This is a genomic window from Pseudoalteromonas haloplanktis ATCC 14393, assembly GCF_000238355.1.
GTDB lineage: Bacteria > Pseudomonadota > Gammaproteobacteria > Enterobacterales > Alteromonadaceae > Pseudoalteromonas > Pseudoalteromonas haloplanktis.
On record NZ_AHCA01000001.1, the window covers coordinates 382218 to 400297 of the forward strand.

The following is an 18080-nucleotide window of genomic DNA, read 5'->3' on the forward strand; positions in this document are numbered from 1 at the left end:
TGTGAGGCATTCCCTATTATTAATAACATGATATTAACTAACTTCAGTTGTCAGTACTGAAATGGAACTTTTAATGAATAAAACAAAAGTCCGCATGGGCATGGTCGGTGGTGCACAAGGAGCCTTTATTGGGGCGATTCATCGAATTGCAGCTCGTTTAGATGGCTTAATTGAATTAGTCGCGGGTTCTTTTAGTGCTGATCCAGCTCGCAGCCAAGCAACAGCAACCATGTTAGGTATCGATCCCAGTCGCTGTTATGACAGTTATCAGCAAATGTTTATTGAAGAAGCTAAGTTACCTGCTGATCAACGCATTGATTTTGTCGCGATTGTAACACCTAACCATTTGCACTTCCCCATCGCAAAGCTGGCCATTGAAAGTGGTTTTCACGTTTTATCTGATAAACCAGCGACCTTGAATTTACAAGAGGCCTTGTTATTAGAGCAAATCGTACAAGCAAGTGATTGCTTGTATGGCTTAACCCACACTTATACGGGTTACCCGATGATCAAAGAAGCTCGCCACCGTATTGCTCAAGGTGAGCTTGGGACTATTCGTAAGGTGGTTGTTGAATATAGTCAAGGTTGGCTTTCTAGTAATGAAGACGAGCAAGCTAAACAAGCTAAGTGGCGTTTAGATCCGCAACAAGCTGGTATTAGTTGTTGTATAGCCGATATTGGTGTCCATGCTGCAAACTTAGCTGAATATGTCAGTAATCTAGAAATTACTGCATTATGCGCAGATCTAAACCAGATTGTACCAGGTAGAGCGCTTGATGACGATGGTACGGTATTACTGCGCTTTAACACAGGTTGTAAAGGCGTGTTAATGGCAAGCCAAGTTGCATTAGGGGAAGAGAATAACCTTAATTTACGTATTTACGGTGATAAAGCCAGTATTGAGTGGTCGCAGATGGAGCCCAATAGTTTATGGCTTAAAAGTCATAACGCACCAACAACATTACTACGTGCAGGAGTCGCATTAAAAAGCCAAGCTGCTCAAAACGCTTTACGGGCTCCCGCCGGTCACCCTGAAGGTTACCTTGAGGCATTTGCAAACATCTATGTCAATTTTGCTAAGCAGATCGAAGCGAAAAAAGCCGGAAGCTTAGCCGCTAACGCTGACTTCGATGTTCCTGGTATTAAAGAAGCCATTCGTGGCATGGCATTTATTGAAAATGCAGTTGAGGCATCAAGCAAAGACACTAAATGGCAACCATTTCAAATTGGATAAGCAAACTATGAAAAAAATAAAAGGCCCAGCAATATTTTTAGCGCAATTCATCAGTGATGAAGCCCCTTTTAACGACTTTAAAAGTATTTGTCAGTGGGCAGCCAGTTTAGGTTATAAGGCAATTCAACTGCCAACATCAAACCCCGCGATATTTGATTTAGAAAAAGCTGCTCAAAGCCAAGATTACTGCGATGAGGTGACTGGTATTGCGGCACAAGCAGGGCTTACAATTTCAGAGTTATCAACACACTTACAAGGTCAATTAGTTGCAGTACACCCAGCATACGATGAAATGTTTGATAACTTTGCACCAGAACAATTACGTGGCAACCCTGCGAGTAGAACCCAATGGGCGATTAAGCAATTAAAGATGGCAGCCAAGGCCAGTAAACAGTTAGGTTTGACCACCCATGTTACTTTCTCTGGTGCTTTACTTTGGCATACCTTCTACCCTTGGCCGCAACGACCACAAGGCCTAGTTGACGCTGGGTTTACTGAACTTGCTAAACGTTGGCTGCCAATACTTGATTACTTTGATGAAATGGGCGTGGATGTTTGTTACGAGCTTCATCCTGGGGAAGATTTACACGATGGTATTACCTTTGAGCGTTTTTTAGCCGCGACTAATAACCATCCACGGGTAAATATTCTTTATGATCCGAGTCATTTTGTTTTACAGCAACTTGATTACCTTTCGTTTATCGATATTTACCATCACAGAATAAAAGCATTCCACGTTAAGGATGCAGAGTTTAACCAAAATGGCCGTAGTGGCGTTTATGGCGGCTACCAAAATTGGCAAGACCGTCCAGGCCGGTTTCGCTCATTAGGTGATGGACAAATTGATTTCAAAAGTATTTTTAGCAAGTTAACCCAATATGGGTTTGATGGCTGGGCCGTTTTGGAGTGGGAGTGCTGTATTAAACACCCTGAAGATGGCGCCCGTGAAGGTGCTAAATTTATACAAGATCATCTGATCCGCCCAACAGCTAAAGCATTTGATGACTTTAGTGCAATGGACACTAATGATGATCGCAATAAGCGGATATTAGGCATTAAATAAACAGGATCACACACAATGAATAATAACAATAATCACCGTATTATTTTTCGGCTTTGCTGTATTGCACTGATTGTTACATCGATGACATTTGCAATAAGGGCCGGTATCTTAGGTCAATTAGGCGAGCAATTTGGCCTCACGGGTGCTCAACTAGGCTGGGTCAATGCCATGGCTTTTCTGGGCTTTCCGGTTGCAACTATGCTCGGTGGCATTATTTACAATGCTATAGGTGCTAAGAAACTAGTGACACTGGCATTTGTTTGTCACTTAGCAGGGTTGCTTTTAACTATCATTGCAGAAGGCTTTTGGGGATTACTTATCTCAACCTTTTTAATTGGCTTTGCCAATGGCTCAGTTGAAGCTGGTTGCAACCCTCTCATTGCACAAATGTATCCAAAGAACACTACAACCATGTTAAACCGTTTTCACGTGTGGTTCCCTGGTGGCATAGTTATCGGTGCACTGGCCTCAAACGTGATGACCTCCTTTGGTTTTAGTTGGCAATGGCAAGTAGCGTTAATCCTTATTCCAACCATAACTTATGGTCTAATGATGATTAAAGCACAGTTCCCACAATTTAATACTCAACTAAATTCAACAACTAGCAACTTAAAGCATCTACTTTCGCCTTTATATTTGTTTTTAATTATTTGTATGACCCTCACCGCTGTAACCGAATTTGGCACTCAACAATGGATTGAGCAAATTCTTGGCTCATCAGGTGCCTCGCCTATGGTGATTTTGGCACTAATTACAGGGTTAATGGCATTAGGGCGTTTCTTTGCTGGGCCTATTGTGCATCGCTTTAGTCCTTCGGGCGTACTGCTGGGTTCAGCTGTGTTTTCAACCATTGGCATATTTTTAATGAGTCAAGCACAGGGTAATGCAATTTACTTTGCCGCCGCTTTATTCGCTATTGGTGTGACTTACTTTTGGCCGACCATGATTGGTTGTGTTGCTGAATACACACCAAAAACGGGGGCACTGGGAATGTCTTTAATCGGTGGCGCCGGTATGTTTGCGATGAGTTTGTGGAACCCAGTAATTGGTTATTGGATTGACAATGCCAAACAGCAAGCTCAGCAAACACAACTCAGTACAGAACAAATAGAAATAGTTGCGGGGCAAGCTGTATTACAAAACCTGTTACTCTTTCCAATAGTACTGGTTGTGGTCTTTATTGGCTTTCACCTGTTTATAACAAAACAAAAAAATGTAGAAAAACACGTTTAATAGCAATACGTCACACACAAAATAAAGGGGTACTTTATGCTTAAAACAATTTCAGTATTATCCATTGCACTGGCATTTAGCAGCGTAGCATTTGCCAAAACAGCTGATAACCAGCTGAGCAAAGAAGAACAAAAAGCAGGCTGGCAATTACTGTTTAATGGCCAAGACATGTCGCATTGGCGTAATTTTAAAAGTGATACGATCAGCTCAAAATGGATAATTGACGATGGCGCTATGCTACTAACCAAAGGTGGCGGTGATATATTAACGAAAAAAATCTATGAAAACTTTGACTTAAAGCTTGATTGGAAAATCAGTGAAGTCGGCAATAGTGGCATTTTTGTCCTAGCCGATGAACTTGGTAAATATATATACTCGCACGCACCTGAAATCCAAATTATCGATAATGAGCGCCATTCTGATACCAAAATTGACTCTCACCTTTCAGGCTCTATTTATGATTTGCTAACAGCACCGAAGTCGGCCCATAAGCCTGCAATGCAATGGAACACGGTACGCATCAAAATGCTCAATAACCATTTACAGGTTTGGCAAAATGGCGTTAGCACAACCAGTATTGTTGTTGGCAGCAGCTCATGGAACACCTTAGTTCAAAACAGTAAATTTGCGACTTGGTCTAACTTTGCCACTGCCAATAAAGGCCGTATTGGCTTACAAGATCATGGTGACAAAGTGTGGTTTAAAAATATTAAAATTAAGGAGCTATAATTATGTCAACGTTTGATCATAAAGTGTTAGTTGTTGGCTCTGGAGCCGGTGGTGCTATGGCTGCATACACCCTGACAAAACTAGGTCATAAAGTATTATTACTTGAAGCAGGCCGTAATTACGACCCTAAGACAGAAAGCCCCATGTTTCGTCGTAACAGCGAAGCTCCCCTGATGGGCGCAGGTAACAAAGATAAAAATTTTGGTTTTTACGATGCCACCGTTGATGGCGGTTGGCAAGTACCAGATGAGCCTTATACCAGTGCTAAAGGCAGTGATTTTTATTGGTGGCGTGCGCGTATGCTCGGTGGTCGAACTAACCATTGGGGTCGTTATTCATTGCGCTTTAGTGAGCACGATTTTAAAGGTAAAAGCCGTGATGGTCACGGCGCAGACTGGCCATTTGAATATGCTGATTTAGCTCCTTGGTACGATAAAACAGAAGAACTTGTAGGAATATGTGGTACCAATACGGGCCATGAAGATATGCCTAATTCATCGCCAGGTATTTTACAGCCACCACCTAAACCTCGTGTACCAGAGCTATTAATAGCAGCGTCGGCTAAAAAACTAGGCATTGATGCTGTGCCAATGCACCGCGCGGTTTTAACACGCCCGAAAGATGACCGTATGGCCTGTTTTTATGCGACTCCTTGTGGCTCTGGTTGTTCTATAGGAGCAGCATTCCAAACCACAACATCGCTGCTACCAATGGCAAAAGCAACCGGTAATTTAAAAGTAATAACCGACGCCATGGTTAAATCAGTCAAGGTTGATGAGCAAGGAAAAGTAACCGGAGTGAGCTATGTTGATAAACACACAGTAACAGAGCATGCCCTTGATGCAGATGTGGTTATCTTAGCGGCCAGTGCCTGTGAATCAGCACGTATTTTATTAAACTCAAAGAATAAAAAGCACCCTAAGGGCCTGGCTAATTCAAGTGGTCAAGTTGGCCGAAACTTAATGGACTCGACCGGTGCATGGTTAGGTGCACAAATTCCAGCACTTAAAGGTCGCCCACGCTATAACGAAGATGGCCATACCGCCAATCACTTATTTATTCCGTGGTGGGGTCACCAAGCACAAGCAAACAATGAACTGGATTTCCCACGGGGTTATCACTTTGAGCTAGGAACAGGGTTTGGACAACCTGGCTCCGGCGTATCGGGTGACAAAAATGGCTATGGCCCTGCCCTTAAACAACAAATACGTGATGCCTATGGCTCGTATGTAGGGTTTGCACTACGTGGCGAAATGTTACCTAACAAAGATACTTACATGGAAATAGACGAAAACGTCAAAGATAAATGGGGTATTCCGGTTTCAAAATTCCACTTTAAATGGTCAGACAGGGAATTAAAGCAAATTGAGCATGGCTTAAAAACCGCGAAGCAAATCCTAGAAAATATGGGTGCAACCGTTGGTGAATTGCCACCAGCTGAAAAAGCGATTTCAAAAGGCGGTGAAATCATCCATGAAGTGGGCACAACCCGAATGGGTAGCTCAAAGCAAGACTCTGTAACAAACCAATGGGGTCAAACATGGGATTGTAATAATCTTTTTGTAATGGATGCAGGTGTATTTGCGTCAAACCCTCACAAAAACTGTACGCTCACCATCATGACACTGGCAATGCGTAATTCAACTTGGCTTGCTCAACAAATTGATAACGGGGTACTTTAATTATGCATCATCGTAACGAACACGACTCATATAACTATGTTTCTAACATGAGCCGCCGTGAGTCATTAAAATGGCTTGGTTTATTAGCTGCGGGCTCTGCTGTTGGTTTAACTGCTGGCTGCACAAAAGCACTTGAAGATGATGTGCCAGTTTCTGCAAAAGAGCATTGGCCTGATTTAGATATTAAGCCTGTGACAGCTAAAGGCTATGGTCAAGATCCTAATTTGGTGATGCCACCAGAATCACCTTGGCCGTTGACATTAACAGCAGACGAGCTTACCTTAGTTGCCCTATTAGCTGATTATATCGTACCGCGTGAAGGGGCTATTCCTTCAGCCAGCGAGTTACAAGTACCCGCGGTGATCAATGAGTGGGTTAGTGCCCCCTATGAAGGCCAGCAACGGGACCGAATTAAAATCTTAAATTCACTCGCGTGGCTTAATGACGAAGCACAGCTGCGTTTTAAAAAACAATTTGTTGCACTTAATGAGCAACAACATCGTGCAATCTTAGACGATATAGCGTTTTTGAATGAGCAAACACCCACGCAGTTTAAGCGTATTGGAAAAGCATTTTTACGCTTTAAAGAATTAGTGCTCGCTGCCTTTTTCTGCACGCCTGAAGGCTGTAAAGACATAGGTTATCTGGGCAACGTACCGATTGCAGGTGATTACCCTGGACCATCTGACGAAGCAAAAGCCCATTTAGATACTGTTTTAAATGAGCTTGGTTTAAGTGAATTCGCTTATAAGGAGCTGTGATCACAACATAGAGTTTTACCCATCAAGTTAAGTCTCTAACCATTTATTAGCGTGCTAAAATGGTTAAGATGCTATTTGCCCAGACCAAAGCAGGGATTTATTCCCTGCTTATTTTTTAGGTATTTTATTATGTTTAAAGCCAGCTATTTACCATTTTTTAAAGCTATCGTAAGTCTGTTAGCCATACTTGCACTGCACTCTTTTCCTGCCTCTGCAACTACTAGTGAGCCTGTTAAAGTCAGCGTGCAATTGTGGTCGGTTAAAGATGCATTAAAAGCTGATTTTGATGCAACCATCACAGCGCTTGCAGAGATGGGCTTTCAAGGGCTCGAATTTGCAGGTGATTTTGGCCCTTATAAGAACAACCCTCGTGCACTTAAAAACAAACTTGCAAGCTTAGATTTAGTGGCCAGTAGTGCGCATATTGGTTTTGATGCATTAACGGATAGCCACTTGATGGAAACCTTGCTGTTCTATAAAACACTTGGAGTAACCACTTTGTTCGTGCCGTGGGATGAGCGCGCTTGGGATCCTAAAGGTGTAATGCAACTATCAAAGCAACTCACAGAACTTAATAACATTGCGCAAAAATATGAGATGAATATTGGTTTTCATAACCATAATAGAGAGTTTGAATCATTCAATAATGCAACTTATTGGGATGCAATTGCTACTAATACTCCTACGAGTTTGCCACTGCAACTTGATATTGGCTGGGTGCATTACGCAGGCAAAGAGCCGCTTTATTTCATCAAGAAATACGCAGGTAGAACCTACGCGACACACCTAAAAGTTCGGACCCACGAAAATGACGGCTTAAGCCCTATTTTCGGTGAAAATAATTATCCTTGGGGTAAAATAATACAGTCGCTAATTACTGATGGCGCCACCAAGTGGTTGGTTGTAGAGCAAGAAGAATATCCAGACGGTTTAACTCCTCTACAAAGCGTTGCTAAATCAAAAGCCAATTTAGATAAAATACTACGCAGCATGTAATGTTGAACGTTAGGAACTCGCTTAATAAACGAGTTCCTATTTTATTACACATCCCACTCTTGCAGTGCATCTTTAACGTACTCATAACGCCATGAGTTCAGTAGATCCGGTTTAGGAGAATTTGCGCGTTGCTCTGGGGTTAGCTTCCAGTTCCAACTTATTAACTGGTTTATTTGCTTTTTAGATGCCAGTACATCTTCAGGTATGCCCTGCTCTTTCGCGGCTTTAGTTATTTTTTGTTTAATGTCTTTAGCTACTTTTTTATAAGCTGGAAAGTCAATCAAGCGTTTTAGTGGCTCAGGAAAATCTGACACCGGCACTACCTTGGCTTTTTCTATACACTTTAAAATTTCAACACCAGAGCGGTTAACTTCGATATTTTCAACTTCGGGGATGCTGCGTAATGCATTTAGACTGCTTGGTTTACGTTTCGCAATTTCAACCAAATTATGTTCTTTTAATACAAAGTTAAGCGCTAAGTTTTTACGAATAGCTTTATTTCGTCGCCATGCTGCAAGCTCTCTTAGTACCGCAAGATCCGCAGGTTTCAATTGCCATGAATTCTTTATATCTTGATACAAGAGTTCGTCTGGCGTTTGATAGGCACGTTTTTGCGCCACAAGCTCACTTTCATTGATCACAATATCAAAAAATTCAGCTTCATTGATTTGCTTAATAATAAGGTCAAAACACGGTAATAGATGAAATACATCAGCCGCGGCATAATCAAGCTGCTTAATTGTCAGTGGACGCTGTAACCAGTTGGTACGTGACTCACTTTTATCAATTTCAATATCCAGTAAGTTTTTAACCATATGTGCAAAGCCCATACAGTTACCGCTACCTAGTAATTGCAGTGCAAATTGCGTATCGAATAATGGCATCGGCACAAAACCGGCATATTTTTGAAATACTTCAATATCTTCAGATGGGGAATGCAATACTTTAAGAACAGTGGGATCGCGTAAAATCTCCCAAAAATCAAATAATGACAGTTCAGCAAGGGGATCAATTAACGCTAAATGCTCGCCATCATATACTTGAATAAGCGCCACTTCAGGATACAAAGTACGCCGGCGCATAAATTCGGTATCAATTGCTAAGATAGGCTTGTTGCGAATTTGCTCAACAAACTCATTTAATTGATTTTGGGTTTGGATCAATTGATATTGCACTTAATCTCCTACAGTAAAAAGCCGACAATGATGTCGGCTTTTTAGCTTGCTAATCTTTCAAGGCTCGTCTGAGTATCTTGCCAACGTTTGTTTTTGGCAATTCATCCCTAAACTCAACCAGTTTCGGGACCTTGTAATTAGTTAAATTATCACGACAGTGGTTTATTATATCTTTTTCAGTTAAAGATGGGTCTTTTTTAACTATAAAAACTTTAACTTGTTCGCCGCTAACATCATGTGGGATGCCAATTGCCGCAGCCTCAAGCACGCCGTCATGCATTGCAATCACTTCTTCAATTTCATTTGGGAACACGTTAAAGCCAGATACAATAATCATATCCTTTTTACGGTCAACAATGTAAAAGAACCCTTCATCGTCATAAGTAGCAATATCGCCAGTTGCAAACCAACCATCTTGCAGGCATTCAGCTGTTGCATCTGGACGATTATAATAGCCAGCCATAACTTGCGGACCTTTGACCCAAAGCTCACCAGGCTCACCTTTGGCGGCTTCTTCACCATTATCTAACATCAGTTTTAGCTCTGTACTTGGCGCTGGTAAACCAATCGAACCATTGTAAGAGTCTAGATCATATGGGCTGACAGTAACCAATGGCGAACACTCTGTTAAACCATAGCCTTCCATTAGTTTACTGCTGGTAATTTTTTGCCATTTTTCAGCAACAGGGCGCTGTACAGCCATCCCCCCACCCAATGACATTTTCAGACTTGAAAAATCTAGTTCTGCAAAGCCAGGGGTGTTGAGTAACCCATTAAATAACGTATTTACACCGGTAATCGCGGTGAATTTATGTTGGCTTAACTCTTTTACAAAGCCTTTCATATCACGAGGGTTGGTGATCAATAAATTTAAGCCACCGTATTTCATAAAGGTTAAGCAGTTAGCTGTTAGCGCAAAGATATGATAAAGCGGTAATGCAGTGACCACGACTTCTTTACCGCGCTCTAATACTTTATCTAAACAACCTGATACTTGCTCTAAATTACCGACCATGTTGCCATGGGTTAGCATTGCGCCTTTAGAAACACCCGTTGTACCACCGGTGTATTGCAAAAATGCCAAATCAGATAAGCAAACTTCAGGCTTATTGTAATCAGCTTCATTAGCGCCAAGTAAAGCGTCAAACTTAATTACCTTAGGCAGAGAATAGCTTGGCACCATTTTCTTGATGTATTTAACAACAAAGTTAACCACATGCTTTTTAAAACCACCAACCATATCACCGACTTGCGTAACAACTATGTGTTTTACATTGGTTTTTGGCAGTGCCTTTTCTAGCGTGTCAGCGAAGTTAGCAAGGATAAAAATTGCTGAAGTTTGCGAATCATTTAACTGATGCTCAAGCTCGCGAACTGTATAAAGTGGATTAACATTTACCACTACACAGCCAGCACGCAAAATGCCTAATATTGAAACTGGAGTTTGCAATAAATTTGGCATCATCACTGCCACTTTATCGCCTTTTTTTAACCCTAGATCATTTTGAATATACGCTGCAACACGCTTAGTAGCGCTATCTATTTCAGCATAACTCAATGTTTTACCCATATTGGTAAATGCAGGCAAGTCTTTGTAATCAGTGAAGCTTTTTTCAAACACTTCTAACAACGAGTTGTAGTGCTCAGGATCGATTGTTTCAGGCATACCCTCTGGGTAGCGCTTCAGCCAAATTTTTTCCACTCTTAGCTCCTGTTCTGTTTATAATTTATTTTTATTAAACCTTAAACTAAGTAAGGCAATTCCACAATTGAGCAATAACTCTAATTCTGCAAATATTCCCACATTTTGTGCAAATATACAATTAACATGCACCAGTTTGCAGCATAAATGCTTGAACGTGTTGTAAACATTCACTCGGGCTTTGCATATGACAATGATGTCCGCCCACAACCTTATTTACTATTAAACCTTTGTAATAACAACCATATTTATCTAAATTCTGCTTCACAAATGGATAACCTTGATGCCCTAATATTAATTGGCACGGCACATTTATTTCGCTTATAGCCGTTATACATTGCTGCTCGTCAAACCTAAAACCTGAATGATTTTTAAGCTTTGGATCCGTACTTAATAGCCAGCCTTGTTCACCTTTGATTATATTTCGCTCCATCAAAACTGTCACTAAATCAAGTGGCAAATCACTCACCTGCGCACGTGCTTGGTATAGTGTTTGTTTTGAGTCGTAGTATCTTGGCACTTTTTGCTTAATGCGATGGCGGTTTAAAATAGCCTTGCGTAATTGCGTCACCACTTCTTCGCTGGGAGTGGTGATAACGCCAAGTCCTTCAATCATAGTCACTGATTTTACTTTTTCAGCAAAACAACTAGCAAACAATCCTGCAGCCATTGCGCCCATCGAATGGCCAACCAAGTGTACTTTTGCAACTGAGAGTTTATCAATTAAATTATAAATATCATCTATATAATCAATAAAATAATAATGGGCATCAGCCCCACGCCAGTCAGACTTTCCATGCCCTGGAAAATCTATGCAATACCAGGTTGCTGATAATGTATTGTTTTCTAACATAGGTAAAAAACTATGACAGTTATCTAACCAACCGTGCAATCCGATCACTATCTCCTTGCCTTGGCCAAAGGTTAGGCCATGAAGTGTTAATTCGCCACTTTGTACAGAAAATGGATGCACTTTGTAACTCCTCTTTCTTTTTAGGTCGTTTAACGAAAAAGACATTTATTTATCATACAGTGGGTATACAATAACACCACATAATAAACAGGGTACAAAAATGAAAAAACAAATAAGCCTATTGGCATTATTATGCTCTGCAAGTGTATATGCAGAGCAAGCACCAAAGAACATTATTTATATGATTGGTGATGGTATGGGCCCCGCTTATACAACAGCATACCGCTACTTTAAAGATGACCCATCAACTAAAGAAATTGAAAGCACTGTATTTGACACTATGCTTACTGGTATGGCGCATACTTACCCTGATGATCATACTTATGTAACAGACAGTGCCGCAGGTGCAACCGCGCTTAGTTCAGGTCATAAAAGCTACAATGGTGCAATCGCTGTCGATACAGCTAAAAAACCACTTAAAACCATGCTAGAAATCGCCAAGCAGCAAGGCATGATCACAGCGTTAGTTGCCACTTCACAAATAAACCATGCAACGCCAGCCAGCTTTGCTGCCCATAATGAATCACGCCGTAACTATGACGAGATTGCCAATGATTACATTGACAATAAAATTGCGGGTAAGTTACCTGTCGATTTGATGCTAGGTGGTGGTACCAAATATTATATCCGCGAAGACCGTAATTTAGTTGAAGAATTTAAACAAGCAGGTTACCAATACAGTGATGATTTCGCTGCATTAAAAGATATAAAACAAATTCCTGCTTTAGGATTGTTTGCACCGGTTGCACTTGATTTTGCATTAGATAAAAACCCCACACGTTTAACAAAAATGACCAATAAAGCGCTTGAATTATTGGATAAAAATAAGAAAGATGGCTTTTTCGTTATGATCGAAGGCAGCCAGATTGATTGGTGCGGCCATGCCAATGATATTGCCTGTGCAATGGCTGAAATGGACGACTTTGCAAAATCAATTGAGCAAGCAAAAGCCTACGTCGATAACAACCCTGATACTTTATTGGTGATCACAGCCGATCACTCTACTGGTGGGTTAACACTCGGTGCTCATGGTCAATATAAGTGGGAAACTGAAATCGTAAAGGGCGTTAAAGCAACCGCTGTTACTTTAACTAAATTAATGAGTGAGTCTAGTGACTTAAAAGCAATTTGGACTGCAAACACCAGCATTGATTATACACCGGAAAATCAAGCTAAGCTTGAGCAAGCTAAAAAATTAGGTGACAAAGCACTTAATTTGGCAATTAAAGATATCATCAGCAATGCCAGCTTTACTGGTTGGACAACAGGCGGCCATACAGCAATTGACGTACAAGTTTTCGCTCACGGTAAAGGGGCTGAACACTTTACCGGTTCACTGAATAATACCGATATAGCAAATAAACTAATTAGCTTTATTGAGCAAAATTAATTAGGGTTTATGTTGTTTTTGTAAAAGCTCAAGAACAATATTAAACGGCAACGCCTTATTATATAAAAAGCCTTGTGCACACTGTATCTTGGCTTTTTTCACCACATCTTCATGCAAATCATTTTCAACCCCTTCCGCGACAATATTAAAACCTAATTCATCACAAATTTTTGCCAAATGCTGATACAGCATCACAGACTTGCTATTACCGTGTTCAGGTAATAAGCTGCGGTCAAGCTTAATAGTATTTACATTTAGTTTGGATAATACGGATAGGCACGAATAACCGGTACCAAAGTCATCCATTGCACATTCGATATTATGTTCATTTAAATGCTTTACTAAATCAATAGTCGCATCAAAGTCTTCAATATAGCTAGACTCCAATATTTCAACTTCAACTTGATTAGGGTATCGGCTAAACGCTTTTACTACTCGTTTATAACCACCATCGAGTAAATTTTGTGGCGAAATATTAAAGCTAATTTTTGGCTTAAAGCCATTTCTGGCAAAATTACCTAAATCAACTTCAAGCTGATCAATTACAAAATCATCAATCACCTGCATTAAATTATTATGCTCTAGCGTTGCTAAAAACCAAGGACCTACAACTTCACCATTGCTTTTAATTAGCCTCAGTAACGCCTCAAAACCAATGATTTTCTGCGTAGTGGGGTCAATTTTTGGTTGATAATAAAGGGCAAGTGCGCCACTGTTTAGTGTATCGGTCACTGCCTTTAAACTGTATTGTTCAACAAGCTTTTTAGAATGAGCACTGGCAAAGCTTTGCTCTGCTTGACCCTCTACACTTAACCCTGCACTATAGCGTTTTACTAAAATATCCAATGACTTGCCCGTAATATTAAGTCGCTTATTTGCCAGCACAAATGGGTAGTAAATGGCTACATTAAGGGCAATTAATAGTAGCTGCAGCGCAATCCCCGTCCAATTATGAGTTGCCATCCAACCACTGAGTATTACAGGGGTAAACCATGGAATACTTTCACTGCTACTGAGTACTAAAAATCCATTATCAATTAATAAAAAGGCAATCCCGCCATTCAAAATTGGCGTAAGTAAAAAAGGAATAATAAAATAAGGATTAAACACAATCGGCAGTGCATAAATCATCACTTCACTAATATTAAAGACAGCCAATGGTGCTGAAATTCGTGCAATACTTCGCTCATGCTCTGCATCTTTAATTAAATAGCACGCAATGATCAATCCCCATATACAGCCTGTACCACCTAGCAGAACAAAGACACTAAAAAAATTATAACTTGTTAATCCTGCTAACACTTCATAGTCAGTATAGCTAACTGGCGCTAAAATATGATAAGCGTTATCACCATGAACACCAAAAAACCACAAGGTGTGTGCCATTATCATCTGCAAACTAACTTTCTCAAAAGTACTGGTTGCAACCGCATCACTGATCATGGATGTTAAAATAAACTGATCGTGCTAATGCCAACTAGTTTCAAAGCTTTGATGGATGAAAAGTAACGTAATGAATAACAACAAAAAATTGGCATTAAAATGGAATAAAGAACACCGGATTTATTGTCAACATTAATGCCTGTTGAGTCAACATACACATAGCCAGTACTGGCGCAAAAACAAGTAACGACTAGAACAGGTGCTGCAATCGTATGTAACTGTAAATTTTTAGAAAGATAATAACTAAAAGAAATCAATGTGATGAGTGGAAATAACGCCCACACCAATAAGTTAAACTCATTAAGGAAAACATGATTACCTGTTTTATCCGCAATATTAAACCACTGATTTAGGAGCGTAATAACAGAGGCAACAATAAAGAATGGAATTAAAGCAATATACCCTTCGCGCAAAGACAATATAATTGTATTCGATGAAAGCTTTACAGCACTTTGATTAAATTGATTAAAAAACGTAGTGAGTAACACAAGTCGATCTTATTCTTTTTTCACCAACAATACCTAGTTTAGGAAAATAAACAAGCGAAATACGTTAACAGAAAGTGAAAAAAGCTCATGCTCATTTTAAGCGTAAATATCAACACCGATCAAGTTTTGTACTTCAGCTCGGCGTTCAAGGTTTGCAAACTCGGTGTAAGTAGAAATTGCACGACTTACTTTTGCAGTAGGTTGGTCATAAATTGTTTGTCGATAATTAGGCGTTAGTGTTTCACTGTGTAGTTTATCGGCAAGCGCAATACCTGCTTGGTTAGACTTAACAAATTCGACAGACTTTTTACCCTCGGCAACAGGCTGCTCTAACAAGCCTTGCGGTTTATTAGTTATACTCTGTTTTGTGGTGATTTTACCCGGGATATCTCCCGTGTAAAAACCTGAACCAATCGGTATAGTCACAGTTAGGTCTCGCTATTTAAGGTTATTAAATTATGTGCCATATTTAATAACCTTGCAAGTTGCGTTATTCGCGCCCTGGTAGTTTTTTCCAGGTCACTGTATCACGTACATATTTTGGCTGAGCTTGCGCAGCAGATACAGTACGTTGCTCAGCAAATTCATGGCTAACTGTGGATAACATAAAACCCGCATCGGGTAAGGTGATCTCGTTATTTAACTGTATATTCGCATTATTATGTAATACTTCAGGGTATGTTTGCCACCCCGTGCCAACAGCAATACCTTGTTTACCTTCAAGTGTTAACTGCGCTGGTTTCAATACCTGCTCTTCACCTTGTAATGTCATGATCCCCAGCTCATTTATCATATAGTGAGCGAAATAAATTTCCCCCATCCGTGCATCAATAGCACTTAAAACACTCACCTGCCCGGTCTGCTGATATGCTTGTTGCGCCATCATTTGCAAGGTTGATACTCCAACTAACGGTAACTTACATGCATAAGCAAGTCCCTGAGCAATCGCCACACTGATACGCACTCCAGTAAAACTACCAGGGCCTTGACCAAAACCAATCACATCTAAATCAGTTAACTTACAACTTGCTTGCGCTAGTAATGAATCAACCAAAGGTAATATCTTTTGGCTATGTTGCTGTGGGCACTCTTCAAAATGATGAAACAGCTGACCGTTATAACTAAGCACTAAAGACAGTGCTTCTGTTGAGGCATCAAGCGCCAATATGTTTATTTTACTCGCAGTTAGTTGCTCATTCATGGCAATTATTTCTCTAATTAATATGTTCTAAAAATTCGCTGGCAACTGCCAAACTTCGGGTGCGGCGCATTGGCGGTAAGCTTTTTAAGAATACCTGGCCATAGTGTCGTGTCACTAGGCGGTTATCACAAATAACTAATACGCCTTTATCTTTATTATCACGAATTAAGCGGCCAACACCTTGTTTGAGTGCAATAACAGCTTGTGGCAGTTGTATATATGCAAATGGGTCATGGCCTTGTCGTTGTGCATCCTGCATCTTAGCTTGTAATAATGGATCATCTGGTGCTGCAAAAGGCAATTTGTCAATAATAACACAGCTTAACGCACTTCCTCGCACATCAACCCCTTCCCAAAATGAAGCTGTGCCAAGTAAAACAGCATTACCATGGCGGGTGAATTTTTCGAGTATGATACGTTTAGACATTTGCCCTTGCATGTAAATAGGGTAATCAATTTGTGTACTTAGCCCCTCAGCCACCAAGTGCATCATACGGTAGCTGGTAAACAACACAAAGCAGCGTCCTTTTGCCGCTTTTATTAAATCTAAGGTAAGCTTCACGATTGCATGGGGCATATTTGCCGCGTGTGTCTCTGGTAAATAACGTGGTAAACATAAAAGTGCCTGCTGATAATAGTCAAATGGGCTGTCTACCATCATGCTTTTGGCAGGCTTTAAGCCTAGGCTTGCATTAAAATGTTCAAGGGCATTATCGACAGACAAAGTTGCAGAGGTAAATACAAAGCCAGCGCCGGTATCTTTCATCATTTGTGCAAATTTAACAGACACATTCAATGGTGTAACGTGCACAGTCAAATAACGGCGAGTGGTTTCATACCAATAACTGTAACCTGTTTGGCTAATATCGAACACACGCTCTAATTGACCTTTAAATGCGAGTGTACGCTCAAATGGGTGTTCTATTTTGTCACTTCTATCTAAACAATGTTTTAACACTTGATATAAAAAATCAAGGTCACTAATCACCCGGTGTAATGCGGCACAAATTTCTTTGCTAGCGAGCATTTGCCGCCAATCTCCCCGACTGCTATCAATGCCAAATTGTAACCGTAAGTCAGCGACACTGGTTTCTAATTTATTGAGCGTTTTGCCCAGTTGCAGCATATCAGGTATGTCTGCTCTATAAATTGCCCGCAGATCATTGATTAAATCGACCAGCTTTTTAGTACTGACACTTTCCCCAAAATAATCACTGGCTATTTCACTCAGCTGATGTGCTTCGTCAAAAATATACGCGTCAGCAGTTGGAATAAGCTCGGCAAAGCCAGTGTCTTTCACTGCCATATCGGCAAAAAATAAATGATGGTTTACCACCACCACATCGGCATCCATAGCTGTTAATCGCGCTTTACGAATATAGCAATCTTGAAAATCAGGGCATTCTTTACCTAAACAATTATCGGCGGTAGAGCTTACATAAGGTAAAACTTTGGCGTCTTCTTCAATACCAATACAATCTGCTAAGTCACCGGTACGGGTCTCACTGGCAAATTTAGCCACCATAGCTAATTGATGCATCACGTCTGAATCATCTGTCGGTACATGGGCAACATGCTGATTTAGCCGATAAATACATAAGTAATTACTGCGCCCTTTCAGTAAGGCGGTTTTTTTACTGGCACTCAGTGCTTTTACTAATTGCGGTAAATCTCTGTGGTACAACTGTTCCTGCAAGGCTTTAGTACCAGTAGAAATAATAGTTTTACCTTTAGATTTTAATGCAGGAGCCAAATATGCATAGGTTTTACCTGTTCCCGTTCCTGCCTCAACAACCAATTGCGTACGGTTCTTCAAAGCATCACTAACGGCCACCGCCATGTCAATTTGCGGCTGGCGCGGCGTATAACCATCCAAAGACAGTGCTAATGGCCCATCTGCACTAAAAAGCTGTTTGATAATAACGATCGCTTTACTAAAAATAATAGCTGGATTTTACGTAAGGTATGACTGTAGAGCAAGTCAATGCAACACTCAGTCAAATATTACTC

General features: G+C 40.5%; 16 protein-coding genes. 8 read left to right on the plus strand and 8 right to left on the minus strand.

Translation table 11 applies throughout. The features are described 5' to 3' along the window. Nucleotides 1-73 precede the first annotated feature (73 nt). From PHAL_RS0101500 to PHAL_RS0101530, 7 genes are all read left to right on the plus strand, one after another. The gene (locus PHAL_RS0101500) at nucleotides 74-1234 is read left to right on the plus strand and encodes a Gfo/Idh/MocA family protein (protein WP_016706632.1); all 1161 of its coding nucleotides are present in this window, start codon (nucleotides 74-76) and stop codon (nucleotides 1232-1234) included. A gap of 7 nt (nucleotides 1235-1241) precedes the next feature. Then, entirely contained in the window at nucleotides 1242-2297 is a 1056-nt protein-coding gene (locus tag PHAL_RS0101505; RefSeq protein WP_029215975.1) for a sugar phosphate isomerase/epimerase family protein, read from the plus strand. Nucleotides 2298-2312: 15 nt separating this feature from the next. Continuing rightward, nucleotides 2313-3530, plus strand: a complete 1218-nt coding sequence (locus tag PHAL_RS0101510) for an MFS transporter (protein ID WP_016706634.1) — start codon at nucleotides 2313-2315, stop codon at nucleotides 3528-3530. Nucleotides 3531-3566: 36 nt separating this feature from the next. Then, nucleotides 3567-4259, plus strand: a complete 693-nt coding sequence (locus PHAL_RS0101515) for a 3-keto-disaccharide hydrolase (RefSeq protein ID WP_016706635.1) — start codon at nucleotides 3567-3569, stop codon at nucleotides 4257-4259. A 2-nt stretch (nucleotides 4260-4261) separates the two neighbouring features. After that, complete coding sequence (locus tag PHAL_RS0101520) at nucleotides 4262-5941, plus strand: GMC family oxidoreductase (RefSeq protein ID WP_016706636.1); 1680 nt, start codon at nucleotides 4262-4264, stop codon at nucleotides 5939-5941. A gap of 2 nt (nucleotides 5942-5943) precedes the next feature. Beyond that, nucleotides 5944-6702: a gluconate 2-dehydrogenase subunit 3 family protein gene (locus PHAL_RS0101525; RefSeq protein ID WP_016706637.1), complete on the plus strand. Its 759-nt coding sequence runs from the start codon at nucleotides 5944-5946 to the stop codon at nucleotides 6700-6702. Between the two features lie 129 nt (nucleotides 6703-6831). Next, nucleotides 6832-7698 (plus strand): sugar phosphate isomerase/epimerase family protein, encoded by an 867-nt coding sequence (locus tag PHAL_RS0101530; RefSeq protein ID WP_016706638.1) that lies wholly within the window; start codon nucleotides 6832-6834, stop codon nucleotides 7696-7698. A gap of 44 nt (nucleotides 7699-7742) precedes the next feature. Here the strand turns inward: PHAL_RS0101530 and rnd are convergent, their stop codons facing one another. The 3 genes from rnd to PHAL_RS0101545 all read right to left on the minus strand — a co-directional run bounded on the left by rnd (nucleotide 7743) and on the right by PHAL_RS0101545 (nucleotide 11548). Further along, nucleotides 7743-8873, minus strand: a complete 1131-nt coding sequence (gene rnd / locus PHAL_RS0101535; protein WP_016706639.1) for a ribonuclease D — start codon at nucleotides 8871-8873, stop codon at nucleotides 7743-7745. Nucleotides 8874-8922: 49 nt separating this feature from the next. After that, a complete protein-coding gene (gene fadD, locus PHAL_RS0101540; RefSeq protein ID WP_016706640.1) occupies nucleotides 8923-10575 on the minus strand; it encodes a long-chain-fatty-acid--CoA ligase FadD in 1653 nt (550 codons plus the stop codon). A 121-nt stretch (nucleotides 10576-10696) separates the two neighbouring features. After that, entirely contained in the window at nucleotides 10697-11548 is an 852-nt protein-coding gene (locus tag PHAL_RS0101545) for an alpha/beta fold hydrolase (protein ID WP_016706641.1), read from the minus strand. 100 nt (nucleotides 11549-11648) lie between these two features. Here PHAL_RS0101545 and PHAL_RS0101550 point away from each other — a divergent pair, with 100 nt between their 5' ends. Beyond that, nucleotides 11649-12938, plus strand: a complete 1290-nt coding sequence (locus PHAL_RS0101550) for an alkaline phosphatase (RefSeq protein WP_016706642.1) — start codon at nucleotides 11649-11651, stop codon at nucleotides 12936-12938. Here the strand turns inward: PHAL_RS0101550 and PHAL_RS22675 are convergent, their stop codons facing one another. The 5 genes from PHAL_RS22675 to PHAL_RS0101570 form a co-directional block, all read right to left on the minus strand. Continuing rightward, nucleotides 12939-14324, minus strand: a complete 1386-nt coding sequence (locus PHAL_RS22675; RefSeq protein ID WP_232321807.1) for an EAL domain-containing protein — start codon at nucleotides 14322-14324, stop codon at nucleotides 12939-12941. Nucleotides 14325-14386: 62 nt separating this feature from the next. Then, on the minus strand, nucleotides 14387-14869 hold the full coding sequence (locus tag PHAL_RS24455; RefSeq protein WP_232321806.1) for a hypothetical protein: 483 nt from the start codon (nucleotides 14867-14869) through the stop codon (nucleotides 14387-14389). Between the two features lie 96 nt (nucleotides 14870-14965). Beyond that, nucleotides 14966-15295 (minus strand): hypothetical protein, encoded by a 330-nt coding sequence (locus PHAL_RS0101560; RefSeq protein ID WP_016706643.1) that lies wholly within the window; start codon nucleotides 15293-15295, stop codon nucleotides 14966-14968. A gap of 64 nt (nucleotides 15296-15359) precedes the next feature. Next, a complete protein-coding gene (gene tsaB, locus PHAL_RS0101565) occupies nucleotides 15360-16070 on the minus strand; it encodes a tRNA (adenosine(37)-N6)-threonylcarbamoyltransferase complex dimerization subunit type 1 TsaB (protein ID WP_016706644.1) in 711 nt (236 codons plus the stop codon). 13 nt (nucleotides 16071-16083) lie between these two features. After that, nucleotides 16084-17910 carry an ATP-dependent DNA helicase gene (locus tag PHAL_RS0101570; protein WP_232321811.1) on the minus strand — a complete coding sequence of 609 codons (1827 nt, stop codon included), beginning with the start codon at nucleotides 17908-17910 and terminating at the stop codon, nucleotides 16084-16086. Between the last annotated feature and the right edge of the window lie 170 nt (nucleotides 17911-18080).